Origin of the sequence: Microbacterium sp. BWT-B31, from assembly GCF_041379855.1 — a bacterium.
In the GTDB taxonomy this organism is placed as follows: domain Bacteria; phylum Actinomycetota; class Actinomycetes; order Actinomycetales; family Microbacteriaceae; genus Microbacterium.
Map to the genome: position 1 here is coordinate 287,121 of NZ_JBFECU010000002.1, position 24,514 is coordinate 311,634.

The following is a 24,514-nucleotide window of genomic DNA, read 5'->3' on the forward strand; positions in this document are numbered from 1 at the left end:
TGCCCGCATGAGCATGGGCGCGCGAGGAACCGGGGGCGGCGGCCACGGATCAGCCGGAGGCGCGCCGGGGTTCCGCGGCGTCGACATCGCCGCGCAGAAGAAGCTCAACGCGCAGGCTCCGACCATCGCGCACCTGGGACGCCGCGTCGTGGCGCTTTTCCGCCCGTACCTGGGGCGGCTGGTGGTGACGGCGATCCTCGTCGTGGCAGGCGCCGGGGTCGCGGTGATCCCGCCGCTCATCGTGCAGCGCATCTTCGACGACGCGCTGTTCCCCGTCGACGGCTCGGCCCCCGACATCCCGCTGCTGTGGCGGCTGGTGTCGATCATGATCGCGCTGTTCCTGCTCTCGGCGGCGCTCGGCGTCGCGCAGACCTGGTTCACCTCGACGGTCGGAAACGCCGTCACTGGCGACCTGCGCGTGCGGCTGTTCGACCACCTGCAGGCGATGGAGCTCGCGTTCTTCACGCGCACCAAGACCGGGGCGATCCAGTCGCGCCTGCAGAACGACGTCGGCGGGGTCTCGGGGGTGCTGACCAACACCGTCACGAGCATCCTCGGCAACCTCGTGACCGTTGCCGCGTCGCTGGTCGCGATGCTCATCATCGACTGGCGGCTGACGCTGATCGCCGTCGTGCTCATGCCCTTTCTGGTGTTCGTGCAGCGCCGCGTCGGGCAGGTGCGGGCGCGCATCGCGGGCGAGACGCAGGAGTCGCTGTCCGAGCTGAGCGCCATCACGCAAGAGACCCTGAGCGTCTCGGGAATCCTGCTGTCGAAGTCGTTCAACCGGCAGGGCGCCGAGTCCGCGCGCTACGGCGACGAGAATGTCAACCAGGTGCGCCTGCAGGTGCGGCGGGCCATGAGCGGCCAGGGGTTCTTCGCGGTCGTGCAGGTGCTCATGGCAAGCGTGCCGGCGATCATCTACCTGGTCGCCGGCTACCTCGTCACCGGCGGCGTCGACACGATCACCGCGGGAACGATCGTCGCGTTCACCACGGTGCAGGCGCGGCTGCTGATGCCGCTCATGGGCCTCATGCGGGTCGCCCTGGACCTGCAGACCTCGGCGGCGCTGTTCGCGCGCATCTTCGAGTACCTCGACCTCGTCCCGGCCATCCAGGACGCACCCGACGCGATCGCCGTGTCGCAGGCGCCCGGGCCGCTGGGGCGCATCGAGTTCCGAGACGTCGTCTTCCGGTATCCGGATGCCGCGGCCGATGCCCGCCCGACGCTCGAGGGCGTCTCGTTCACCGCCGAGCCGGGGCAGCACGTCGCGTTCGTCGGGCCGTCCGGGGCCGGCAAGACGACGGTGCTCTACCTGACCCCCCGGCTGTACGAGGCATCGGGCGGGACCGTGCTCTTCGCCGGAGAAGACGTCCGGCGACTGCGCCACGGCTCGATCATCGACAGCGTCGGGATCGTCTCGCAAGAGACCTACCTGTTCCACGCGACGATCCGCGAGAACCTGCGGTACGCGAAACCCGATGCGACCGATGCCGAGCTCGAAGCGGCCTGTCGCGCGGCGAACATCCACCATGTGATAGCCGGCTTCGAGCTGGGCTACGACACGCTCGTCGGCGAGCGGGGCTACCGCCTCTCGGGCGGTGAGAAGCAGCGCATCGCGATCGCGCGCGTGCTGCTGAAGGACCCCCCGGTGCTGCTCCTGGACGAGGCGACTTCGGCACTGGACACGGTCTCCGAGCGGGTGGTGCAAGAGGCGCTGGATGCCGCGGCCCGAGGCCGCACCACACTTTCGATCGCACACCGGCTGTCGACGGTCATCGGCGCCGACGTGATCCACGTTGTCGAGGCGGGGCGCATCGTGGAGTCGGGCACCCACGCGTCGCTCCTCGCGGCCGGAGGGCTCTACACCGAACTGGCGGCGGAGCAGCTGGCCGCGTCGCGCATCCTCGACGCCGAGCAGGCCGAGCCGCCCGCAGACCACCCCGGTCGCCGTGGCGATCGCGCGCCCGACGACCCGCTCCCGGACGAACTGCCGGCCGATGGCGGTGAGGCATCGATCGCGAGCGACCCGCCCGACGAGCGTGCGTGGGCGCAGCTCGGCGACGATCTGTGAGCAGAGCCGATCACCACAGCGCCGCGGCGGCGACCTCGCTCGAGTGCGGAGCACGCCCGGCGAGTTCGCGAACGAATTCTCCGAGTGCGCGGCGGTACGCGTCGTCGGGGTGGTCGAACGCGATCTGCACGAGCGGCGGCACGTCCAGATCGAGAATCAGCCGCACGCGGGCCTGCGCGGCCGCCGCATGCTCCGCCGCGTCGAGCACGGCGATCCCGCCCCGCATCGCCTCGAGGTAGTCGACGAGCACGGGCAGCTCATCCTTGCGCTGGGTGATCGAGGTGCCGTTCGCGCGTTCGCGCCACAGCACGACGACGTCCGGAACCGTGTCGAAAGCGCGCGCCTGCGCGTACATGCGCTGCGCGACGATCTGATCCTCGTACGCCACCCCCTCGGGGAACCGCAGTCCCGTGCGCCGCCAGAAGTCGATGCGGCTCACCTTCGACCACGCGACGATGTTGCCGGATGCCGCGGGGTGCAGGTCGATGGTCGTGCCGGTGCGCGCGGGGTCGGTCGCCGCGCTCACCCACGGCTGCACGGCGCCGGCCGTGTACCCGCCGTGTTCCGGCCGCAGCCGCACGTAGGCGCCGATCACGAAGTCGCTGCCGCTTCGCGACAAAGCGCCGACCAGCACCTCGAGCGCGTGGTCGGTGAGTACGTCGTCCGCGTCGAGGAAGCCCACCAACGGCGTCTGGACGAGATCCAGCGCGGTGTTGCGCGCCGCGCCGAGGCCGCGGCGCCGCTCGTGCCGCACGAGACGGAACCGCGGGTCGGATGCCGCCGCCTCGGCGAACAGCGCGGCCGTGGCATCCGTCGAGGCGTCATCGACGAGGATCGCGGTCCACTCGGCGAGGGTCTGACGGCGAAGGGAGTCCAGCGCCTCGGCGGCGAACTCGGCCACGTCGAAGCCGGGGACGATCACCGTCACGAGGGGAGCGGCGGAAGAAGGCGTCATCGGTTCGACTGTACCGCCGCCACCGAGGCCGCGACCGCGTCGGCGACGGCGTCCAGAGGCTCCTGAAGGTCATGCGGGAACGTGAAGCGCACCGCTGTCTGCGCGACCTCGGGCGCGATGCCCATCGCCACGAGCACGTGCGAAGGCTCGTCGCTGCCGGCGGCGCACGCCGACCCGCTCGACGACACCACACCGCGCCGTTCGAGTTCGAGCAGCACCGCCTCGCCGCTCGTGCCCGCGAAGGTGAAGCTCGCCGTGCCGGGCAGGCGCCGCACGGGGTGGCCGGTGAGGGCGGCCGACGGCACCGCCGCGAGCACGCGCGCGATGAAGCGGTCGCGCAGAGCCGAGACGCGGACGGATGCCTCGACCCGCTCCGCCTCGGCCAGTTCGAGTGCCACGGCGAGGCCCACCGCACCGGCGACGTTCTCGGTGCCGCTGCGCTTGCCGCGCTCCTGGCCCCCGCCGTGCAGCACCGGCTCGAGGGGGATTCGTCCGCGCACCCCGAGCACGCCCGTGCCCTTCGGCGCGCCGAGCTTGTGCCCTGCGATCGAGATCGCGTCGACGCCGAGGTCGGCCGCCGACAGCGGCAGCCAGCCTGCCGCCTGGACGGCGTCGACGTGCACGGGGATGCGCCGCTCGCGGACCGCCGCGGCGACCGCGGCGACGTCTTGGACCGTGCCCACCTCGTTGTTCGCGTAGCCGAACGAGACGAGTGCCGTGTCGTCGCGCACAGCGCCGGCGACGTCGGCGGGGGAGAGGCATCCGTTCCCGTCGACGAGGACGTGCGCGACTTCGAAGCCGTGCACGCGGGAGAGATAGTCGGCGGACTCGAGGATCGACTCGTGCTCGATCGGGGTGGTGACCACGTGCGCGGCGCCGCGGTGCTGCTGCGCGGCGATCGCGATGCCCTTGACCGCGAGGTTGTTCGCCTCGGTGCCGCCCGACGTGAAGACGACGTCGCCGGCCCGCAGACCCAGCACGTGCGCGACGCGCGCTCGCGCGTCGGCGAGCGCGTGCGCGGCGGCCTCGCCGACGGTGTGGTGGCTCGACGGGTTGCCGTACCACGTCGTCAGCAACGGCATCATCGCCTCGAGCACCTCCGGGCGCACGGGCGTGGTGGCTGCGTTGTCGAGGTACAGCACGGGGTGCCTACTCCAGGCCGACGCGCACGTCGAGTCCGAGGTCGAGCGCACGTGCGGAGTGGGTGAGGGCCCCCACCGAGATGACGTCGACGCCGGTCTCGGCGATCGCCCGCACGGTGTCGAGCGTGACGCCGCCGGACGCGTCGACGGTGGCGCGGCCGGCGATGCGCTCGACCCCCTCGCGCAGGTCGTCGAGCGAGAAGTTGTCGAGCATGATCGTGTCGACCCCTGCCGCGAGCACCGCGTCGAGCTGGTCGAGCCGGTCGATCTCGACCTCGACGTGCGTGGTGTGCGGCAGGCGAGCGATCGCGCCCTGCAGCGCCGCCGTCACCGACACGCCCTTCTGCGCGAGCACCGCGAGGTGGTTGTCCTTCGCCATCACGGCGTCTGACAGCGAGTGGCGGTGGTTGTGCCCGCCGCCGTCGATGACGGCGTGCCGTTCGAAGGCGCGCAGACCCGGGGTCGTCTTGCGGGTGTCGGCGATGCGCGCGCCGGTGTGCGCGACCTGGGCGACGTACTGGGCGGTGAGCGTCGCGATGCCCGACATCCGCTGCACGAAGTTCAGGGCCACGCGCTCTGCCGTGAGCACCCCGCGCGCCGGACCGCTCACGACGGCGAGCACGGCGCCGGGCTCGAAGTGCTCGCCGTCCTCGACGATGACCTCGACGTCGATGGACGCGTCGGTCAGGCCGAACGCCGCCCGAAACACGTCGCCGCCGCTGAAGACGCCCGCCTCGCGCGCGACGAGATCCGCACGCGCGATCGCCGTGTGGACGATGAGCGTCTCGCTGGTGATGTCGCCCCAGGGCGCGTCCTCTTCGAGGGCGGCGGCGACCACGCGGTCGATGGTGGCGCGCGTCAGCATGCGACGGGCTCCTTCCCGGCAAGGGCTGGTGCCGGGGCCGGGCGTGCGGAACTCCTGTGATTCGGCGGCTGGAGGTCTGTCGCACGGCGGGTGGCGGCATCCGGCTGCGGTTGTTCAGGAGTTGTGCGCGCCGGATCGTCCGACCGGAAGTGCGCGCCCACCGACGCGCGCCGCGCGAGCGCGGCGGCGACGAGGCGGTCGGCGACCAGCAGCAGGTTCTCGTTCTCGAGGTCGTGCTCGGTGCGCGCATCGCGCGGCTGCGCGCGCCAGGTCGCGATGACCGATGCCGCCTGCCGCAACCCGGCTTCGCCCCGCACGAGCCCCGCGTGCTCCCACATGAGCTCCTGCAGCGCCCGACGTGAGAACCGCTCCGCAGCCGCATCCCGCGGAGCTGCGCCGACGGGAACCACGTTCTGCGGCTGCGGAGCGGAAGACAGATGAGGCCAGAAGCGGCCAGAGACGGGCCAGATTCCGGATGCCGCGTCCGCAGCGATCGCGTCGCCCGCGCGCGCGCCGAACACGGCGCCCTCGAGGAGCGAGTTCGACGCGAGACGGTTGGCGCCGTGCACTCCCGTGCGCGCGACCTCGCCGACCGCGTACAGCCCCGGGAGTGTGGTGCGGCCGTGCAGATCGGTGACCACGCCGCCCATGAGGTAATGCGCGGCCGGGGTCACGGGGATCGGGTGATTCACCCAGTCGAGCCCGCGCTCGCGCACGGCGCGGTCGATCGTCGGGAAGCGCCGTGCGAGGAAGGCCGCGCGCTCGACGGGTTCGGGCGAGCCCAGACGCGTGGCGTCCAGGCGCACCGAGCGCCCGCCCTGGGCGTCCATCTGCCGCGCGATCGCGCGCGAGACGACATCGCGCGGAGCGAGTTCGCCGTCGGGGTGCGCGTCCAACGCGAAGCGCCGGCCGTGCTCGTCGATGAGCGTCGCGCCTTCGCCGCGCACGGCCTCCGACACGAGAAACGAGTCGCGCGCGCCGTCGGCGCCGCCCTCGAGCACCGTGGGGTGGAACTGGAAGAACTCGAGATCGGCGACCTCGGCGCCCACGCGCAGCGCCGCCGCGATGCCGTCGCCGGTCGCGACAGGCGGATTCGTCGAGTGCGCGTACAGCTCGCCGGCGCCGCCGGTCGCGAGCACGACCGCGTCGGCCGTGATGACGACGCGCTCGCGGTCGTCCACGAGCAGTTCGACGCCGCGGATGCGTCCGCCGTCGACCACGAGTGCCACCAGGAACGCGTGCTCGATGACCGCGACCTCGCTCGCGCGCAGGCGCGCGACCAGAGCCTTCTCGATCGCGGTGCCCGTGGCATCGCCTCCCGAATGCAGGATGCGGGGGTAGGAGTGGGCGGCCTCGAGGCCTTTGACGAACTCGCCGTCGGCGCCGCGGTCGAAGCCCACGCCGAGGTCGATGAGCTCGCGGATGCGATCCGGCCCTTCCTCGACGAGCACGCGCACGGCGTCGGGGTCGCCCAGCCCCGCGCCTGCGACCAGCGTGTCGCGCACGTGGTCGCTGGTGCGGTCGTCGTCGAACATGACCCCGGCGATGCCGCCCTGCGCGAAGCGCGTGTTGGCGTGTTCGAGCACGTCCTTGGTGACCACCGTGACGGAGCATCCGCTCTCGACGGCGTGCAGCGCCGTCAGCAGCCCCGCGATGCCGGAGCCGACGATCACCGCATGCACGCTCATGAGGCGTTCTCCCAGTCGGCGGCCGGCGCGGCCGGGGGCTTGGCGGCCAGCATGCGCTGAAGGGCCACGCGCGCGGGATCGGCGACCGAGCCCGGCACCGTGATGCGGTTGAGCACCTCGCCGCGCACCAGCCCTTCGAGCACCCACGCGAGGTAGCCGGGGTGGATGCGGTACATCGTCGAGCAGGGGCACACGACGGGGTCGAGGCAGAAGATCTCGTGCTGCGGGTTGTCGGCCGCGAGGCGCTGCACGAGGTTGACCTCGGTGCCGATCGCGAAGGTCGTGGGCTCGGTCGCCGCCTCGATCGCCTTGCGGATGTAGTCGGTCGAGCCCGACTCGTCCGCCGCGTCGACGACGTCCATCGGGCACTCCGGGTGCACGATCACGCGCACGCCGGGGTGGTCGGCGCGGGCCCTGTCGATCTGGTCGACGGTGAAGCGGCGGTGCACCGAGCAGAAGCCGTGCCACAGGATGACCCGGGCATCTTCGAGCACGGCTTGTGTCGACCCTCCCAGCGGCTTGCGCGGGTTCCACATCGGCATCTGCTCGAGGGGCACCCCCATCGCCTTCGCGGTGTTGCGCCCGAGGTGCTGGTCGGGAAAGAACAGCACGCGGCGCCCGCGGGCGAACGCCCATTCGAGCACGGTGCGGGCATTCGACGACGTGCAGACGATGCCGCCGTGGCGCCCCACGAAGCCCTTGATCGCCGCCGACGAGTTCATGTAGGTGACGGGGATGACGGGCACGAGGCCGTCTTCGTCGGCGGCGTCCAGGTCGCCGTAGATCTCTTCGAGCTGCTCCCAGCACTCCTCGACCTGGTCGATGTCGGCCATGTCGGCCATCGAGCAGCCCGCGGCGAGGTTCGGCAGGATGACGGCCTGCTCGGGTCGGGAGAGAAGGTCGGCGGTCTCGGCCATGAAGTGCACCCCGCAGAACACGATGGCCTCGGCGTCCGGATGCTCCAGCGCGGCGCCCGCGAGCTGGAACGAGTCTCCGACGTAGTCGGCGTGCCGCACGACCTCTTCGCGCTGGTAGAAGTGGCCGAGCACGACGACACGGTCGCCGAGCGTCGCCTTCGCGGCGCGGATGCGCGCGTGAAGCTCGTCGGCGGACGCCTCGCGGTACTCGGCGGGCAGCGCGCCCTGGCGGGGCGAGCCGGTCGGGATGACATCGCCCATCGACGCGCCGGGACCGTACCCGGGCCGCTCGTCGAAGTTCCAGGGGCCCGCGGCGAGGTCGGTGTTGCACGTCTCGCCGACGGCTTCGCCCGCGACGATCGCGGCGATGCGGTGGTCGACCGAAGGGTCCTCGGGGCGAGGGCCGAGGGTCAGCAGGGTGGCGCTCATGTCGTGCTCGATTCGGTGAGGGGGTGAAGCTGTGCGGCGACGAGGGGGCCGTGCTCGGCCAGCTCGACGTCGCGGTCGTAGCGGTAGAGGCGTGCCGGGCGGTGGCTGCCGGTGCGGAAGGACTCGGTCGGGATCAGGGTGCCCGACACGTCGATCTGCCGGCGGAAGTTGGCCGGGTCGAGACGCTTGCCGAGGATCGCCTCGTACACTTCGCGCAGTTCGGCGAGCGTGAACTCGTCAGGCAGCAGGCCGTGCGCGATGCGGCTGTACCCGGCCTTGTTGCGCAGGCGCCACAGGGCGTAGTCGACGATCTGGTTGTGGTCGAAGGCGAGGGTCGGAAGCGACGCCGCATCGAACCACTGCACGTTCTCGGGCACGCCGCCGCGGGCGGCCAGCTGCGCGTCGACCTCGTCGGCCCGCAGCAGCGCCCAGTAGATGATCGACACCACGCGCGTGGGCGAGCGGTGGGGGTCGCCGAACGCGTACAGCTGCTCGAGATAGCTCGGTGCCAGCCCGGTCGTCTGGGCGAGGGTGCGGGATGCTGCGGCGTCGAGCCCCTCGGAGGTGCCGAGCCAGCCGCCGGGCAGCGCCCACAGGCCTTCGTGCGGGTCGCGGGTGCGGCGCACGAGCGGCAGGGCGATCGACGGCCGATCGTCGTCGCCGTCGCGGCGGACGGTGAAGATCACCGTCGAGACCGCGAGACGGATCGCGTCGGAAGCGGGAGGGAGGATGCTTTGTGTCATGATGACTCTAACTGTCGGGTCGATCTTATAGTCACCTGCACCTGAAGTGCAACCAGCGAGCCGACCGGGAGTTCACAGCCAGAGCACGTACGCTGGGCCGACCCGCGACGAAGAGCCGAAGGGAGTGGCGGATGATCCTCGTCGACGTGCTGATCGTCGCGGTGCTGGTGGTCGCCCTGATCGTCGGGATCCGCCGCGGGTTCCTCGGCAGCATCGGCAGCATCCTCGGGCTCGTGGTGGGGGCCGCCGCGGCGTTCTGGCTCACCCCGCTCGTCTCGGCCTGGGTGCCCTCCCTGGCGTGGCGCAGCGTCGTGGTCGTCGCAACCGCGATCGGCCTGGTGGCCGCCGGTGCCGCGATCGGCGCCGTGGTCGGCAGCGCCATGCGCAACGGCGTCGACAAGACCTCGCTGCGCGGCGTGGACCGCGCGCTCGGCGGCGTCGCCGTCGTGGTCACCACAGCCCTCGCCCTCGTCGTCATCGCCCCGAGCCTGGCCGTCACCGGGATGCCCGGCATCTCGGCGGCCGTCGCCTCGTCGCGGGTGCTCGGCGTGATCGACCAGCTCACCCCGGAGCCGATGGACGCCGCGCTCGCACAGCTGCGCGCGGTCGTGTTCGAGGACGGGCTGCCCCGCTTCGGCGAGCTGCTCGACGCGGGGCTCGCCCCCACCTCGCCCCCGGTGGCGCTGGACGATCCCGAACTGCAGCGGGCCGCGGCATCCGTCGCCCGCATCTCGGGCACCGCGTTCGCGTGCGGGACGGGGCTCAGCGGATCGGGGTTCGTGATCGCGCCGGACCGTGTCGTGACGAACGCCCATGTCGTCGCGGGCGTCGAGACCCCGGTCGTCGAGCTTCCGGGTCGTGCCGCACTCGACGGGCGCGTCGTTCACTTCGACGCGGCGCGCGACCTCGCGGTGATCGCGGTCGACGGGCTCGAGGCGGTGCCCCTGCCGCTCACCTCGACGCTGGCGGCGGGAGCGTCGGCCGTCGTGCAGGGGTACCCGTTCGGCGGGCCGTTCACGATGGTGCCGGCGGCCGTGCTCGCGGTGGGCGCCGCGCCGCTGCCGGACATCTACGGAGAGGGCGCGCACTCGCGCGAGATCTACGCGCTCGAGGCCGACGTGCAGCCGGGAAACTCCGGCGGGCCGGTGCTCACCGGCGACGGTGCGGTGGCCGGCGTCGTGTTCGGCCGCGGCGAGAACGAGGCCGAGCGCGGGTACGCGATGACGATGGCCGAGCTCGGGCCGATCGCCGCGCAGGCGTCGGCGTGGTCGGCGCCCGTCGACTCCGGCCGCTGCTCGGACTGAGCGCCGCATCGACGACGCGGGGCCGGTGCGCGATGTGCTGACGGCTTTCGCCCGGTAGGCTGAGCGGCACAACCGAAGACAGGCCGTATGACGCGTGCGGGAGAGCCTCGATCCGAGCGATCGAGCACCGAAGGAGCAAGCCTCCCCGCCAATCTCTCAGGTACCGCGTACCGTGCGCGTCCGGCCGCTCTGGAAAGCGATTCGCTCCGAATCCGCCGAAGGTGAAAGCCGTCCGCCGCCGCGCGGACGGCGAAGCTCTCAGGCCCATGACAGAGGGGGAGTTCCCGGCGCACCACTGCGCCACCCGATCCGACGGGAGAACTCTTGACCGATGCGCCTTCGCCCTCCGCGGCACCACCGCCGCGCGAGACCCCGCTCGCAGACCGCCATCGTGCGCTCGGCGCCGCGTTCACCGACTTCGGCGGCTGGTCGATGCCGGTGCGCTACTCGTCCGACCTCGCCGAGCACCACGCCGTGCGCACCGCCGCGGGCCTGTTCGACATCTCGCACATGGCCGAGTTCTGGGTGCACGACGGGCGCGCGGCGGACTTCCTCGACTACGCGCTCGCCGGACGCATCTCGACGATGCCGGTCGGCAAGGCGAAGTACTCGCTCGTTCTGGCCGCCGACGGCGGCATCGTCGACGACGTCATCGTGTACCGCACCGGCGAGCAGTACTTCCTGGTGATCTCCAACGCCGGCAACCGCGAAGCGGTGGCCGTGGCGTTCGACGAGGCGCTGGCGGCGTGGAGCCGCGTCGCTGCGTTCCTCGACGGTCCGCTCGGCCCGGGCGATCATGCCTGGATTCCCGGCGCGGAAGTCCCGCGCATCGAGGACGTCTCGGACCAGACGGCGCTGATCGCCGTGCAGGGTCCGCTCGCCCGCGAGATCGTCGAGGCGACCGAGGGCGTCGAGATCTCTGGCACCCCGCTTCCCGACCTCGGCTACTACGCCTGGACGAACGGCGCATTCGACGGCGAGCCGCTGTTCGTGGCCCGCACCGGCTACACCGGCGAGGACGGCTTCGAGCTGCTCGTGCCCAGCCGCGCCGCCGGTGCCCTGTGGGACGCGCTCCTGACCGCCGGCGCCCCGCTCGGCCTCGTGCCGGCCGGGCTCGCCTCGCGCGACACGCTCCGCCTCGAGGCGGGCATGCCGCTGTACGGGCACGAGCTCTCGCTCGACACTGTGCCCGCCCAGGCCGGACTCGGTCGCGTCGTCGCCGCCGACAAGGCGGAGTTCGTCGGCAAAGCCGCGCTCGCGGCCCGCGCCGCCGCGGACGCGGACGACGCCCCGGTGCTCGTGGGCCTCGTCGCCGAGGGCCGTCGCGCCGGACGCGCGGGCTACGCCGTGCTCGACGCCGGAGGAGCCCCGGTCGGAGAGATCACCAGCGGCGCGCTGAGCCCCACCCTGGGGCATCCGATCGCCATGGCCTACGTCGCGCCCGCCGTCAGCGCGCCGGGCGCCACCCTGTTCATCGACGTGCGCGGCACGCGCATTCCCGCGACCGTCACCGCCCTGCCTTTCTACCGGAGGAACTCATGACCGACCTCGACAGCCTCTCGTACACCGCCGAGCACGAATGGATCGCCGTCGACGGCGACACCGTGACCATCGGCATCACCGACTACGCCGCAGACAAGCTCGGCGACGTCGTCTTCGTCGACCTGCCCGCGGTCGGCTCGTCCGTCACGGCCGGTGAGGTCTGCGGCGAGATCGAGTCCACGAAGTCGGTCGGCGAGCTGTACACACCGCTCTCGGGCGAGGTCGTCGCCGTGAACGACGCCGTGGTCGACGATCCCGCGATCGTCAACGCCGACGCGTTCGGCGAGGGCTGGCTGGTCAAGCTGCGCGCCGACGAGTTCTCCACCGAGGGGCTCCTCGACCGCGCCGCGTACGTCGCGCTCACCGAGGGCGCGGCATGACGGGCGCCCAGGGCCGGTTCGCAGACCGGCACATCGGAACGGATGCCGCAGCCCAGCGCACCATGCTCGACGCGCTCGGCTACGACGACGTCGACGCCCTCGTGCAGGCCGCGGTGCCGGCATCCATCCACACGACCAAGCGCGCGACGAGCGACCTGCTGCCGGCCGCGACCGAGGCCGAGGCGCTCGCCGAGCTGCGCGAGCTCGCGTCGCACAACCGTGCGGCCCGCCCGATGATCGGGCTCGGCTACTACGACACCTTCACGCCGTCCGTGATCGCGCGCAACGTCCTCGAGAACCCCTCGTGGTACACCGCGTACACGCCGTACCAGCCCGAGATCTCGCAGGGGCGCCTCGAGGCGCTCATCAACTTCCAGACGATGGTCGCCGACCTCACGGGTCTTGCCACCGCGAACGCGTCGATGCTCGACGAGTCCACCGCGGTGGTCGAGGGAATGCTGCTGGCCCGCCGCGCCACGCGGTCGGGGTCGAACGTGTTCGTCGTCGACGCCGACGCGCTGCCGCAGACCAAGGCGCTGCTGGCAGCCCGCGCCGCCGCGGTGGGCATCGAGCTGGTCGAGCTCGACCTCGCGCACGGTGCGACGCTGCCCGAGCCGGAGGGAGCGGCCCCGTTCGGCGTGTTCGTGCAGTACCCCGGCGCCTCCGGCCGCGTGTGGGACCCTTCGGGCGTGATCGACGCGATCCACCTCGCCGGCGGCCTCGCCGTCGTCGCGGCCGACCTCCTCGCGCTCACGCTGCTGCGCTCGCCGGGTGCGCTCGGCGCAGACGTCGCCGTCGGCACGACGCAGCGCTTCGGCGTTCCCCTCGGCTTCGGAGGCCCGCACGCGGGCTACATGGCCGTGCGGCAGGGACTCGAACGCCAGCTGCCGGGGCGCCTCGTGGGCGTGTCGCAGGATGCCGCGGGGCATCCGGCCTATCGCCTCTCTCTGCAGACGCGCGAGCAGCACATCCGCCGCGAGAAGGCGACTTCGAACATCTGCACCGCGCAGGTGCTGCTGGCCGTCATGGCGGCGATGTACGCGGTCTACCACGGCCCGGACGGGCTCCGCGCGATCGCCGCCGACGTCTCGAAGAAGGCCGAGGCGCTCGCCGCACGGCTGCGCGAGTACGGGTTCTCGCTCGCGTCGGACGCGTTCTTCGACACGATCCGGGTCACCACCCCCGGCCCGGCGCGGCGCGTGATCGAGCGCGCGCGGTCGCGCGGCTACCAGCTGCTGTGGGTCGACGACGCGACGGTGGGTGTCTCGGTCGACGAGACCACGACCGCCGATGACCTCGCGGCCGTCGCGTGGGCGTTCGGGCTTCCGGACGCCGAGTTCGACGGAGCAGGCCACGAGGGCGAGCGGGCGGTGCCGTTCACGGATGCCGCGCCCCTGGCCGTCGTCGCGACGTCGCTGCTGCGCGAAGACGCGTATCTGACGCATCCGGTCTTCCACTCGCACCGCAGCGAGACCGCCATGATGCGCTATCTCAAGACCCTCGCCGACCGCGACTATGCGCTGGACCGCGGCATGATCCCGCTCGGCTCGTGCACGATGAAGCTCAACGCGGCGACCGAGATGGCGGCGGTGTCGTGGCCGGAGTTCTCGCGCGTGCACCCCTTCGCCCCCGAGGCCGACGTGCGCGGTTACCTCGCGATGATCGAGCAGCTCGAGACGTGGCTTGCCGAGGTGACCGGCTACGACGCGGTGTCGCTGCAGCCGAACGCCGGCTCGCAGGGCGAGCTTGCGGGCCTGCTCGCGATCCGCGGGTACCACCTCGCGAACGGCGACACCGGTCGCACGGTGTGCCTGATCCCGTCGTCGGCGCATGGCACGAACGCCGCCTCTGCGGTGCTCGCCGGCATGCGGGTCGTCGTGGTCGCATGCGACGAGGCCGGAAACGTCGACCTCGCCGACCTTCGCGCGAAGATCGCCGCGCACGCGGACGAGCTTGCCGCGCTCATGATCACCTACCCGTCGACGCACGGCGTGTACGAGCACGACGTGCTCGACATCACCGCCGCCGTCCATGACGCGGGCGGACAGGTCTACGTCGACGGGGCGAACCTCAACGCCCTCCTCGGCTTCGCCCGCTTCGGCGACCTGGGCGGCGACGTGTCGCACCTCAACCTGCACAAGACGTTCGCGATCCCGCACGGCGGAGGCGGACCGGGCGTCGGGCCGGTCGCGGCCAAGGCGCACCTGGCGCCGTTCCTGCCGGGGCATCCGTTCGCGCAGCGTGCCGACCACGCGGGCGGGTTCGTCTTCGACGGCGGCCCGGTGTCGGCGGCCCCGGCCGGCTCGGCGGGCATCCTCCCGATCTCGTGGGCATACGTCCGCATGATGGGCGAGAAGGGGCTGGCGGATGCCACGGCCGCCGCCGTGCTCGCCGCGAACTACATCGCCGTGCGGCTGCGCGAGCACTACCCGGTGCTGTACACCGGCGACAGCGGGCTCGTCGCGCACGAGTGCATCCTCGATCTGCGCCCCCTGCGCGAAGCGACCGGGGTGACCGTGGACGACGTGGCCAAGCGCCTCATCGACTACGGCTTCCACGCGCCGACGATGTCGTTCCCGGTCGCCGGAACGCTCATGGTCGAGCCGACCGAGTCCGAGGATCTCGCCGAGCTGGACCGCTTCGTCGAGGCGATGATCGCGATCAGGGCCGAAGCGCTCGCCGTCGCCGCGGGGGAGTGGCCCGCGGACGACAACCCGCTCGTGAACGCCCCGCACACCGCCTCGTCGGCGATCGCGGGCCAGTGGTCGCATCCGTATTCGCGCGAGGTCGCCGTGTACCCGGTCGCGTCGCTCGTGCGCACGAAGTACTGGCCCCCCGTGCGCCGCATCGACCAGGCCTTCGGCGACCGCCACCTCGTGTGCGCCTGCCCCCCCGTCGAGGCCTTCGCGTAGCGGCCGGAAGGGGACGGATGCCGCGACCCGCGGCATCCGTCCCCTCCTCTCTCTCCCTGCGGCTGCGCCGCGCTGCGCCGGCACGTCCCGCCGCCTCGTCGGCTCATTTCTGCGTCGACGGCTCGTATCGTGAGCCGCGCACGGAGTTCTGAGCCGACGAACGCACCCGCGGGGAATCCGCTCGCGCGGCGGCGGCGCGCACGACGGGTCGCAGCTGCGGCCACGCTGAGGCGCTCGAGAGGGGAACGCCCGCTCCCGTGAGCAGCCTGGCCACGCGAGGCGGGTCGTCGAGGTCGCGCCATCCGAGGCGCACGAAGCCGCTCGTGACCCGTCGGATGCGGTCCTCACGGAGCTTCTCGCGATACACGACCTCCTCGGGCGCCCGACCGCTCGGATTGTCCGCTCCGTACTTCAGCTTGCCGTCGAACTCGCCGACGACGCCGAACTCCCGCCAGAAGAAGTCGGCGTATCCGATGAGTCCGTCAGCATCCCACAACGGGGTCTGCAGTTCGGGCCGCGTAGCGCCCAGTCTGCAGAACAGAGACCTGGCGAGCGACTCGCCGACGGAACCGGAGGCGGCATCAGCCTCCGAGATCGCGAGATAGGCCGCCCACGCACCGCGACGTGCGCAAGAGGTGCGCAGCGCGTCGAGAATCTCGGCCTGCGAAGCGATCGGCGCTCCCGTCCCGTCGATCCCGCGGGTGACCGGCTGAGGGCGGATCGCGGCGTCCGCGAGGGCGAGTGCCTCGCCGTGGGGCAGCAGTCGCGCGAGGTCGACCACCGTGCGGACCGCCGAGGTCAGCCGAAGCCCGTCGCGGGTGACGATGTCAGGGTCGTCGGAGCCGGCGTGCACCGTGACGTCGCCGCGGCGACCCGAGCCTCGGGGCGTCGTCTGGTGGAGGTGAATCCGCGTCAGCCGTGAATTCAGCAGTGGCAGTCCGTGCACGACTGCCGCCGACTGGCGCGCGAAGACCGGGTTCGAGAACGTCGCGCCGACGGCGTGGATGCGCGCGAGGTAGCGCTCGACCGACGTCATGCGCTGCCAGCGCGGCTCGTCGATGTACACGCCGGGTCGAACCTTCACGACGTGGCCGTTGCGAACAGCGGTCTGCAGCATCCCGTACCAGCCCTCGCGCTGCGCGTCGGCGGACAGCAGCAGGCGCGACGGACGGACGGATCGGGCGGTGAGCGAAGTCATGCGCCGATCATGTGCGGTGCCCGGCGGTCGGCGCACGCCACGCGGGCATCCCGTGGACAACACGCGCACGACCGCTGCTGTGGAGGAGTCATAGCCGTCGCAGCCAGTCGCGGGCTGCCCGGCTCATTCCTTCGAGGGCGGGTCGTGTTTTCACCCGCCCTGCGAGAAACGAGCCGACGAGCGGATGCCGCAGCCCGCGGCATCGGCTGGCTCCGTCGACTATGCGCCCGGGGTCGGGGTGGGGGCGGGCACGGGGGCGAACAGGGCGGGCCACAGGGCGACGGCGAGGGGGTAGCCGACGAAGGCCACGATGTCGATGAGCGCGTGCGCGACGACGAGAGGCATGACCCGGCCCCACCGGCGGTAGCACCAGCCGAACACGACGCCCATGGCGAAGTTGCCGATGATCGGACCGAACCCCTGGTAGGCGTGGTAGGCGGCGCGCAGTCCGGCGGTGGCCAGGATGATCGTCCACCACCCCCACCCGAGACGCCGCAGGCGGTCGAAGAGGTACCCGATGAAGATGACCTCCTCGGTGAGTCCGGCGCGCAGCGCCGCGAGCACGAGCAGGGGCACCGTCCACCACGACGGGTCGAGCGGCGACGCGTCGACCTGCACCGTGATGCCGAGCGCGCGGCCGGCCGCATAGAGGGCGAGCCCGGGCACGCCGATCACCACGAGAAGGAGTCCGGCGCGAGCGAGATCGGTGAGCGGATGCCGCAGGTCGAGCCCGATGCGGCGGAAGGGTCCCGCAGCCGGCTCCCACAGCATCCACAGTGTAAGGGCGACCGCGGCGAGCCCGAAGCCCACCGCGAGGAACTGGTAGAGCACGTCCCAGAACGCCTGCGCGTCGGCCGACGGGTTGAGCGCTGTCGACTGGTCGCCGATCGCCGTCTCGCGCGTGAGCGCCTGGATCAGCGACAGGACCGAGTACAGGGCGGAGCGGCCGACCGAGAGCGCGAGGACGATGGCGATCTCCCACCACAGGCGGGATCGCTCATAGCCGGATCGACTCGGCACGCGATCGTTGCGTGCCACAAGGGTGCCGCGCTCAGGGGGGCTCATCTTGTCAGATTGCCACACCGCGTTCGCGTTGAGTTAAGCCTCTGTAACGTTTTCGCGGTTTGTTTTGACCACCTCATATGACGCGCTTAGGGTGTTCCCATCCAGCGCCCGCCAGCCCCTGCTAGGCGTGTGCGCTCAACCCTGCACAGGAGGAACAGTGAGAATGAAGCGCATCTCGGCCGCGGTGGCACTCACCGCGGTCGGCGCACTGGCCATCTCGGGCTGCGCCGCCGGTGGCGGCGACAACGGCGACGACTCCGGTCTCGTCGAGGGCTCGTCGATCACCGCGGCGTGGAACCAGGCGTTCTACTCGATGAACGGCAACACGTCGTTCGGCAACGCGACCGCGAACAACAACATCAACTACCTGGTGCTCGACGGCTTCAACTACTACAACAACACCCCGGAGTTGGTGCAGAACACCTCGTTCGGCTCGTACGAGCTCCTCAGCGAAGACCCGCTGACGGTGAAGTACACGATCGCCGAGGGCAAGAAGTGGTCGGACGGTGCGCCGATCGACGTCTCCGACCTCCTGCTCTACTGGGTTGCCGAGTCGGGTTCGCTCGACACGCCGGACTTCGACCCGGCGGACTTCACCGACCCCGACACGGGCGAGTTCACCGACGCGTTCCCGACGGACGTCGTCTACTTCGACTCCGGCGCCACCCCGACCTCGGGCCTCGGCCTCGTGTCGGAGCTGCCCGAGGTCGGCGATGACGGCCGCTCGGTCACCATCACGTACGACCAGCCCTTCGTCGACTGGGAGCTCACCTTCGCCACGATGGGCGAGATGCTGCCTGCTCACATCGTGGGCAAGAAGGCGCTCGGCATCGACGACAACGAAGAGGCCGCCCAGGCGGTCGTCGACGCGATCGAGAACAACGACGCCGCGGCGCTCGCGCCGATCTCGGCGTTCTGGAACTCGGGCTTCAACTTCACCGAGATGCCCGACGACCCGGACCTCGTCGTCGCCAGCGGCCCGTACCAGATCAGCGACTACGTCGCCGACCAGTACGTCACGCTGACGGCCAACCCCGAGTACACGGGTGACAACACCCCGAGCATCGAAGAGATCACGATCCGCTTCATCCCTGACCCGCTCGCGGCGGTGCAGGCGCTGGAGAACGGCGAGGTCGACATCATCCAGCCGCAGGCCACGGCCGACCTCACGACCGCTCTCGAGGGTATCGACGGCATCACCGTCGACACGAGCCTCGGTGGCACGTACGAGCACGTCGACCTGCAGTTCGACAATGGCAAGAACCCGCAGAACATCTTCTCGAACCCCAAGGTCCGTGAGGCGTTCATGAAGGTGATCCCCCGTCAGGAGATCGTCGACACGCTGATCAAGCCGATCATCGGCGACACCGCGATCGTCCGCAACTCGCAGATCTTCGTGCCCGGCGCAGAAGGCTACGACGAGTCGGTCGCCGTCAACGGCTCCGACGCGTTCGCCGACGTCGACATCGAGGGCGCGAAGGCGCTGCTGGCCGAGTCCGGCATCACCGACACCTCGGTCTGCATCCTGTACGCCTCGAACAACCCGCGTCGTGTCAACGAGTTCGCGCTGATCCAGGCCTCGGCCGCCAAGGCGGGCTTCAACGTCACTGACTGCGGCTCTGAGGATTGGGGCGGTCTTCTCGGCACGCCGGGCGCCTACGACGCGTCGCTGTTCGGATGGCAGTCCACGAGCCTCGGCGTCACGAACTCGCTTCCGACGTTCGAGACCGGCGGCGTCAACAACCTGAACTTCTTCTCCAACGCGGATGTGGACGCGGCCGTGGCGGCCCTCAACGTCGAGTTCGACGAGGACAAGAAGATCGACCTGCAGATCGACCTGGACACCGCGCTGTGGAATGACTTCTACGGTGTGACGATCTTCCAGTTCCCCGAGGTCACCGCGGTGAGCGACCGCGTCACCAACGTGACGTCGTCGATCCTGGCTCCGACGGTGTTCTGGAACGCCTGGGATTGGGAGGTCACGGGCGAGTAATCGCCTGAGCGGCAGCCATCGGACCGCGGTCCGGTGAGCCACTGCGAGGGGTGCAGGTCCCATAAGGGGGCCTGCACCCCCGCGCGTTAGACTCCTCCCAGCGGCGGAGCAGGAGGCCGGGTGTCGACGCCGGTCTGCTGCTGCGCCGAATCATCGATTGGCAGGCGGCCACAGTTATGGCTTCATTCATCATCCGGCGACTGATCGCGTCGATCTTCGTGCTCTTCGCGGCCACGTTCCTGATGTATCTGCTCGTGTCCTTCTCGGGCGATCCGCTCGAAGACCTGCGACAGGGCAACGCGCCGAACAAGCTGGAACTCATCGAAGCTCGCACCAAGCTTCTGAATCTCGACGTCCCGCCGCCGCTGCGCTACTTCCTGTGGCTCGGCGGGCTGTTTCGCGGAGACTTCGGCATCAGCATCCAGAACCAGTCGGTGAACGCACTGCTGGGCAACGCGATCTCGTCGACGCTGACGCTGGTCACCACCGCCACCGTCGTGGCGATCGTCTTGGGCATCACCGTCGGCATCGTCTCGGCGCTGCGTCAGTACACCGGCTTCGACTACGGAGTGACGCTGCTGTCATTCCTGTTCTTCTCGCTGCCGATCTTCTGGGTCGCGGTGCTGCTCAAGCAGTACGGCGCGATCCAGATGAACAACTGGCTGGGCGATCCGACGATCTCGGTGCCGGTGATCATCGGCATCTCACTCGTCGCGGGCCTGATCTGGATGTCTCTCATCGGCGGCCGATGGCGACGACGTCTGACCGTGCTGGCGATCTCGGCGGTCGCCACCGGCGCGGTGCTCGCGTTCCTGTCGCTGACCGAATGGTTCGCCGACCCGAGCATCGGGATCGTCGTCTACGCGTTCCTGGCCATCGGCATCGCCTTCGGCGTGACCGCGGTCTCGACCGGTCTTCGCAACCGCAAGGCGCTGTACGCGTCGCTCATCGTCGCAGCCCTGGGCATCGCCCTGTACTTCCCGATGATGAACTACATCCTCAACGGGATGACCCTGTGGTTCTTCCTCGTGCTCATTGTGCTGGCGATCGTCGTCAGCGGTGCGATCGGCTGGTTCATGGGGTCGCCCGACCGTCCCCCTGTGGCTCGCACGACCGCGATCGTCGGGTTCCTGGTCGCGGGCCTCACCGCCCTCGACAAGTTCATGTCGTACTGGCAGGCCTACTCGAACTCCAGCCGTGTGCGCGGGCGCCCGATCGCGACCGTCGGCGCCTCGACGCCGGGTCTCGGCGGCAACTTCTGGGTGCAGGGCATCGACCTGTACACGCACCTGCTGCTGCCGACGATCGCGATCATCCTCATCTCCTTCGCGAGCTACACGCGCTACTCGCGTGCGAGCCTGCTCGAGGTGATGAACCAGGACTACATCCGCACGGCGCGGGCCAAGGGCTTGACCCAGCGCACCGTCGTCGTCCGCCACGCGTTCCGCAACGCGCTGATTCCCATCACGACGATCATCGCCTTCGACGTCGGCGCGATCATCGGCGGCGCGGTCGTCACCGAGACGGTCTTCGGGTGGACGGGCATGGGGCGCCTGTTCGTCACCGCCCTCGACGCGCACGACCCGAACCCGGTGATGGCGTTCTTCGTCGTCACCGGCACGCTCGCGGTCCTGTTCAACCTCATCGCGGACCTCGTCTACGCGGCACTCGACCCGAGAATCAAGGTGGGCTGACATGACCACGAGCCTCAACGAACCCGACGCCCGCGAGAGCGAGGCGATGGCGGAAGTCTCCATCGAGCAGAAAGAGACCGAGGGCCTCAGCCAGGGGCAGATCGTCCGGCGCCGGTTCTTCCGGCACCGCGGCGCGCTTGTCTCGATGATCGTGCTCGGGTTCATCGTGATCCTCGCGTTCACCTCGGTCGGCGTGAATCTGTGGGGTCTGCGCATTCCCGGCTGGTGGCAGTACTCGTGGGACGAGATCCCCCCGAAGGTCAACAACGGCGTGCCGACGATGACCCTGTGGCCGCTGCAGTTCGGCGATCACCCGTTCGGTCAGGACGAGGTCGGCCGCGACATCTTCGCCGTCGTGATGCGCGGCGCGCAGCAGTCGCTCATGGTGATGGTGCTCGCCGGCGTCGTCGCGACCGTGATCGGCGTCGTCATCGGCGCGGTGGCCGGCTACTACGGCAAGTGGACCGACTCGGTGCTCATGCGCTTCACCGACGTCATCATCACGATCCCGCTGATCGTGATCGGATCGGTGCTCGGAAACACCTTCGGCAGCCTCGGCGCGGCCGTGCTCGGTGTGGTGATCGGCATCTTCGCGTGGACGACCATGGCAAGGCTCGTGCGCGGGGAGTTCCTCTCGCTGCGCGAGCGCGAGTTCGTGGATGCCGCGCGCGTGTCGGGCGCCCGCGATCGTCGCATCATCTTCCGGCACATCCTGCCCAACTCCGTGGGCGTGATCGTGGTGAACGCGACGCTGCTCATGGCCGGCGCGATCCTGCTCGAGTCGTCGCTGAGCTTCCTCGGCTTCGGCGTGCAGTCGCCCGACACCTCTCTCGGCAAGATCATCTCCGAGAACCAGGCGGCGTTCTCGACGCGTCCTTGGATCTTCTGGTGGCCCGGCATCTTCATCATCGTCATCGCCCTGTGCGTGAACTTCATCGGCGACGGTCTGCGCGATGCGTTCGACCCGCGCCAGAAGAAGATGCCGAGCGAGCGCGCGATGGCTCGAGCGGCCCGGGCAAACGGCCCGATCGCTCCGGCCGCGCTCGAGTCGGCCGCTCTGACGATGACGGACGCACCCGACATCACCGACATCGCGCGCGCGACCGATCAGAGTCCGCTGGACCCCGACGACGCTGCGCGCGACACGGAGCGATGACGTGGTGACGCTGCTACACCAGCAGGCCGACGATCGTCGCCGCCGCCAGGCCGGCGATCACGGCGATCGTCGTCCAATGCCAGGTGGTGACGGATGCCTCGGGGTCGACGCCGCTCGCGAACAGGCCCGCGGCGCTCATCCGCTCCCAGTGGCCGCGGATGACCTGCGCGAGGTTTCCGCCGGGCGTGCTCAGCGCGTCGCTCGGCCGGAGGCTTTCGTGCTCGCCGCGAGCCGACTGCCCGACGCCGTCGAAGTCCTTGCGCGCAAGGCCGTACGTGCGCTGGCGCCCGGGAGCGGGCGAGGCCCACGCGCGGACCACGCCGTGCGCGGTGCGCAGCGTCAGCGAGTACTTCGTCTCGATGGCCTCGATCGCCGGCCACGCGACGAAGTGCGTGCGAAAGACGTTCACGACGGTGATGCCGTGCTCCTGCACCCGCAGGCTCGGACGCCAGAACATCGCCCATGCCACCACGGCGATGAGCGCCAGCAGCCACGCGTATCGCACGGCCGACTCCGCGTCCTGCCAGACCATCGCGATCACGCCTATGGCGCAGACGCCGATCGTCACCGCAGCGAGGATCCGGCTGAACACCGGCCGATAGAAGACCTCCTGGAACGGCATGACCCCAAGCTTCTCAGATGGGACACCACGAATGACTGACACCACGGGCATCGACGCCGATATCGCGGCGGCGCACAACGCCCTGCCCGAGACGATCCTCGACGTCGGCGGTCTCGGCGTCGAGTTCTGGGTCGAGGGCGAGTTCTATCCCGCCGCGGTCGACATGAACTACGTCGTGCGGCGCGGCGAGGTGCTCGCGATCGTGGGCGAGTCGGGGTCGGGAAAGAGCACGAGCTCGATGGCGCTTCTGGGCCTGCTGCCGGAGAACTCGCGCGTGACGGGTTCGATCAAGCTGCTGGGACGCGAACTGCGCGGTGTGGACGACGCGACCCTGCGGTCGCTGCGCGGCAATGAGATCGCGGTCATCTTCCAGGAGCCGATGACCGCGCTCAACCCGGTCTACACGATCGGCTTCCAGATCGTCGAGGCGCTGCGCTCGCACGACCGTTCGCTCGCTCCCTCGATCGCCAAAGAGCGGGCGGTCGAACTGCTGCGCATGGTCGAGATGCCCAACCCCGAGCAGTCGTTCCACAAGTACCCGCATCAGTTGTCGGGCGGGCAGCGCCAGCGTGCGATGATCGCGCAGACGATCTCGTGCGACCCGCTGCTGCTCATCGCGGACGAGCCCACTACGGCGCTGGACGTCACGGTGCAGGCCGAGATCCTCGACCTGCTGCGGAACCTCCACAAGCGCCTGGACTCGGCGATCATCCTCATCACGCACGACATGGGGGTGGTCGCCGACCTCGCCGACCGCATCCTGGTCATGAAGAGCGGGGTCGTGGTCGAGTCCGGCACGGTGAGCGAGATCTTCCACGCGCCGAAGCATCCGTACACGCAGCAGCTGCTCGCCTCGGTGCCGCACCTCGGCCTCGGGGTGCTCGAGGATGCCGACGCCGGCCCCGCCGCCGTCATGGAGGAGACCGCCGTCCCGTCGGTGTCATCGATCCGCGAGCGGGCCACCGACGCGGCCGAGGAGACGATCGAGACGCGCACTCCCGTGCTGTCCTTCGAGGACGTCGCGATCGAGTACCCCAAGCGCGGGCGCATCCCCGCCTTCCGTGCCGCCGAGCACATCGACCTGGCCATCTACCCGGGCGAGATCGTCGGGCTCGTGGGGGAGTCGGGCTCGGGCAAGACCACGCTCGGCCGTGCCGCGATCGGTCTGCTGCCGATCGCCGAGGGCAGGCTCACCGCGGTGGGAACCGACATCTCGAGGGCGACCCAGAAGGAGCTGTTCGCGATCCGCCGGCGCACCGGCATCGTCTTCCAGGACCCGGCGTCGTCGCTGAACCCGCGCATGCCGATCGGCCAGTCGATCGGCGAGCCGATCCTGCTGTCGGGGCTGGCCAAGGGCAAGGACCTCGACAGGCGCGTCGAGACGCTCCTCAGCCAGGTGGAGCTGCCGAGATCGTATCGCAACCGCTTCCCGCACGAGCTGTCGGGCGGCCAGCGTCAGCGTGTGGGCATCGCCCGCGCCCTCGCGCTCGCCCCCGAGCTGCTGGTGGCCGACGAGCCGACCTCGGCGCTGGACGTGTCGGTGCAGGCGCGCTTCCTGGAGCTGCTTCAGGAGCTCCAGGAGGAGCTGCAGTTCGCGTGCCTGTTCATCAGCCACGACCTCGCCGTCGTCGACATCCTCGCCCACCGGATCGCGGTGATGCACCACGGCAAGCTCGTTGAGACCGGCACGCGCGACGAGATCTTGCGGGGCGCTCAGGATCCCTACACGCAGCGTCTCATCGCCGCGGTCCCGGTTCCGAACCCCGAGGAGCAGAGGGTGCGCCGCGAGGCCCGCGCCCTGCTTGTGCAGCGCGGAGACGACGCTCAGGCGTGACGCA

18 protein-coding genes and 1 riboswitch are annotated in these 24,514 nt (G+C 70.5%); of the genes, 9 read left to right on the forward strand and 9 right to left on the reverse strand.

Annotated elements, in window-relative coordinates:
- Positions 1–13: 13 nt before the first annotated feature.
- A complete protein-coding gene (locus tag AB1K54_RS04010) occupies positions 14–2,071 on the forward strand; it encodes an ABC transporter ATP-binding protein (protein ID WP_371201479.1) in 2,058 nt (685 codons plus the stop codon).
- 10 nt (positions 2,072–2,081) lie between these two features.
- On the opposite strand, the gene AB1K54_RS04015 is transcribed toward AB1K54_RS04010, so the two are convergent.
- Genes AB1K54_RS04015 through AB1K54_RS04040 form a run of 6 tightly spaced genes read right to left on the reverse strand, consistent with a single transcriptional unit; the run spans position 2,082 to position 8,810 of the window.
- A complete protein-coding gene (locus AB1K54_RS04015) occupies positions 2,082–3,026 on the reverse strand; it encodes a glycosyltransferase family 2 protein (protein ID WP_371201413.1) in 945 nt (314 codons plus the stop codon).
- Complete coding sequence (locus tag AB1K54_RS04020; RefSeq protein ID WP_371201480.1) at positions 3,023–4,168, reverse strand: cysteine desulfurase family protein; 1,146 nt, start codon at positions 4,166–4,168, stop codon at positions 3,023–3,025. The genes AB1K54_RS04015 and AB1K54_RS04020 overlap by 4 nt, the downstream gene beginning before the upstream one ends.
- A gap of 7 nt (positions 4,169–4,175) precedes the next feature.
- Positions 4,176–5,033 (reverse strand): carboxylating nicotinate-nucleotide diphosphorylase, encoded by an 858-nt coding sequence (gene nadC / locus AB1K54_RS04025; protein ID WP_371201414.1) that lies wholly within the window; start codon positions 5,031–5,033, stop codon positions 4,176–4,178.
- A complete protein-coding gene (nadB, locus tag AB1K54_RS04030; RefSeq protein ID WP_371201415.1) occupies positions 5,027–6,721 on the reverse strand; it encodes an L-aspartate oxidase in 1,695 nt (564 codons plus the stop codon). The genes nadC and nadB overlap by 7 nt, the downstream gene beginning before the upstream one ends.
- Positions 6,718–8,067, reverse strand: a complete 1,350-nt coding sequence (nadA, locus tag AB1K54_RS04035) for a quinolinate synthase NadA (protein ID WP_371201416.1) — start codon at positions 8,065–8,067, stop codon at positions 6,718–6,720. Before nadA ends, nadB begins: the two co-directional genes overlap by 4 nt.
- Positions 8,064–8,810 carry an NUDIX domain-containing protein gene (locus AB1K54_RS04040; protein ID WP_371201417.1) on the reverse strand — a complete coding sequence of 249 codons (747 nt, stop codon included), beginning with the start codon at positions 8,808–8,810 and terminating at the stop codon, positions 8,064–8,066. The genes nadA and AB1K54_RS04040 overlap by 4 nt, the downstream gene beginning before the upstream one ends.
- 131 nt (positions 8,811–8,941) lie before the next feature.
- Between AB1K54_RS04040 and AB1K54_RS04045 the strand changes: the two genes are divergently transcribed.
- The 4 genes from AB1K54_RS04045 to gcvP all read left to right on the forward strand — a co-directional run bounded on the left by AB1K54_RS04045 (position 8,942) and on the right by gcvP (position 14,948).
- The gene (locus AB1K54_RS04045) at positions 8,942–10,114 is read left to right on the forward strand and encodes a MarP family serine protease (RefSeq protein WP_371201418.1); all 1,173 of its coding nucleotides are present in this window, start codon (positions 8,942–8,944) and stop codon (positions 10,112–10,114) included.
- 87 nt (positions 10,115–10,201) lie between these two features.
- A riboswitch (glycine riboswitch) is annotated at positions 10,202–10,297 on the forward strand.
- A gap of 141 nt (positions 10,298–10,438) precedes the next feature.
- Positions 10,439–11,656 carry a glycine cleavage system aminomethyltransferase GcvT gene (locus tag AB1K54_RS04050; RefSeq protein WP_371201419.1) on the forward strand — a complete coding sequence of 406 codons (1,218 nt, stop codon included), beginning with the start codon at positions 10,439–10,441 and terminating at the stop codon, positions 11,654–11,656.
- Positions 11,653–12,036, forward strand: a complete 384-nt coding sequence (gene gcvH / locus AB1K54_RS04055; RefSeq protein ID WP_371201420.1) for a glycine cleavage system protein GcvH — start codon at positions 11,653–11,655, stop codon at positions 12,034–12,036. The genes AB1K54_RS04050 and gcvH overlap by 4 nt, the downstream gene beginning before the upstream one ends.
- Positions 12,033–14,948, forward strand: coding sequence for an aminomethyl-transferring glycine dehydrogenase (gene gcvP / locus AB1K54_RS04060; protein WP_371201421.1), 2,916 nt, complete (start codon positions 12,033–12,035; stop codon positions 14,946–14,948). The genes gcvH and gcvP overlap by 4 nt, the downstream gene beginning before the upstream one ends.
- A gap of 103 nt (positions 14,949–15,051) precedes the next feature.
- On the opposite strand, the gene AB1K54_RS04065 is transcribed toward gcvP, so the two are convergent.
- Positions 15,052–16,146, reverse strand: a complete 1,095-nt coding sequence (locus AB1K54_RS04065; RefSeq protein ID WP_371201422.1) for a hypothetical protein — start codon at positions 16,144–16,146, stop codon at positions 15,052–15,054.
- Positions 16,147–16,365: 219 nt separating this feature from the next.
- Positions 16,366–17,211: a CPBP family intramembrane glutamic endopeptidase gene (locus AB1K54_RS04070; protein ID WP_371201423.1), complete on the reverse strand. Its 846-nt coding sequence runs from the start codon at positions 17,209–17,211 to the stop codon at positions 16,366–16,368.
- 163 nt (positions 17,212–17,374) lie between these two features.
- Here AB1K54_RS04070 and AB1K54_RS04075 point away from each other — a divergent pair, with 163 nt between their 5' ends.
- From AB1K54_RS04075 to AB1K54_RS04085, 3 genes are all read left to right on the forward strand, one after another.
- Positions 17,375–19,204 (forward strand): ABC transporter family substrate-binding protein, encoded by a 1,830-nt coding sequence (locus AB1K54_RS04075; protein WP_371201424.1) that lies wholly within the window; start codon positions 17,375–17,377, stop codon positions 19,202–19,204.
- Between the two features lie 176 nt (positions 19,205–19,380).
- Positions 19,381–20,898, forward strand: coding sequence for an ABC transporter permease (locus tag AB1K54_RS04080; RefSeq protein WP_371201425.1), 1,518 nt, complete (start codon positions 19,381–19,383; stop codon positions 20,896–20,898).
- Between the two features lies 1 nt (position 20,899).
- Positions 20,900–22,054 carry an ABC transporter permease gene (locus AB1K54_RS04085; RefSeq protein ID WP_371201426.1) on the forward strand — a complete coding sequence of 385 codons (1,155 nt, stop codon included), beginning with the start codon at positions 20,900–20,902 and terminating at the stop codon, positions 22,052–22,054.
- A gap of 13 nt (positions 22,055–22,067) precedes the next feature.
- Here the strand turns inward: AB1K54_RS04085 and AB1K54_RS04090 are convergent, their stop codons facing one another.
- Entirely contained in the window at positions 22,068–22,676 is a 609-nt protein-coding gene (locus tag AB1K54_RS04090) for a PH domain-containing protein (RefSeq protein WP_371201427.1), read from the reverse strand.
- A gap of 31 nt (positions 22,677–22,707) precedes the next feature.
- On the opposite strand from AB1K54_RS04090, the gene AB1K54_RS04095 reads away from it, so the two are divergent.
- Positions 22,708–24,510, forward strand: coding sequence for a dipeptide ABC transporter ATP-binding protein (locus AB1K54_RS04095; RefSeq protein ID WP_371201428.1), 1,803 nt, complete (start codon positions 22,708–22,710; stop codon positions 24,508–24,510).
- Positions 24,511–24,514: the final 4 nt, after the last annotated feature.